Source organism: Halorubrum sp. AJ67, assembly GCF_000513435.1.
Window position 1 is genome coordinate 332062 of record NZ_CBVY010000002.1, and the last position, 1181, is coordinate 333242.

Genomic DNA, 1181 nt, shown 5'->3' on the forward strand with positions numbered 1-1181 from the left:
GACGCCGCCGACCGGTCGCTCCCGGAGACCGTCGAGAGCCCGCACGGCCCGGCGGAGGTCGCCCGCGACGAGTTCGGCGTCCCGCAGGTCGAGGCCGACGACGAGTCCGCCGCGTACTTCGCGGTGGGCTACTGTCAGGCGTTCGACCGGCTGTTCGCCATGGACCTCCAGCGCCGGGTGATGCGCGGCCGGCTCTCGGAGGTGATCGGCGAGGCGACGCTCGACGGCGACGAGTTCAACGTCGCGATGGGGTTCGCCGAGGCCGCGGAGGCCACGTGGGAGGTCGTCGCCGAGAGCCGCGCCGGGCCCCTCGTCGAGGCGTTCGCCGACGGCGTCAACGCAGCGAGAGATGACCTGCCGCTCCCGCTGGAGTTCGAGCTGATCGGCTACGAGCCGGAGCCGTGGACCCCCGTCGACTCGATGCTGATGGAGAAACAGATCTCGTGGACGCTCACCGGCGACTTCGGCGAACTGCGGCGCGCGCTCGTCGCCGACCGGCTCGGCGAGGAGCGCGCCGAGACGCTGTTCCCGACGCGGTACGACCACGACGACACGATCCTCGACGGGACGGAGACCCGGTTGGACGAGTCCCGGGCGGTGTCGACCGCGGGGCGCTTCGATTTCGAGGCGGGCGGCGACGATCGGTCGACGGGCGGCTCGGTCGACCCCGTCGACCCCGCGTTGACCGACTGGCTCTCCGGCTTCGAGTCGCCGACCGGCGTCGGCTCGAACAGCTGGGTCGTCTCGGGCGACCACACCGCGAGCGGGACGCCGATCGTCGCGTACGACCCCCACCTCTCCTTACAAGCGCCGCCGCTGTGGTACGAGCAGTCGGTCGAGACCCCCGAGCGGTCGGTCCGGGGCGCGACGTTCTCCGGCGTCCCGTTCGTCATCGCGGGCGCGAACGACCGCGGCGCGTGGTCGTTCACCAACCTCGGCGCGGACGTCCTCGACTGCTACCGCTACGAGATCGACGACGCGGGCGACCGCTATCGGTACGAGGGCGAGTGGCGCCCCTTCGAGGTCGACGAGACGCGGACGATCCCGGTCGCCGGCGGCGAGGACCGCGACCTCCGGGTGCGCCGCACCGTCCACGGCCCCCTGATCGAGCGCGAGGGGCGACGGTCGGCGTGGCGTGGACGGGCCACACCGCGACGCGGACCACGGTCGCCATCGAGGCG

At 72.8% G+C, this 1181-nt stretch carries 1 protein-coding gene; it reads left to right on the forward strand.

The features are described from left to right. On the forward strand, positions 1 to 1181 hold a 1181-nt coding region (locus BN903_RS03385), incomplete at both ends, for a penicillin acylase family protein (RefSeq protein WP_394296240.1).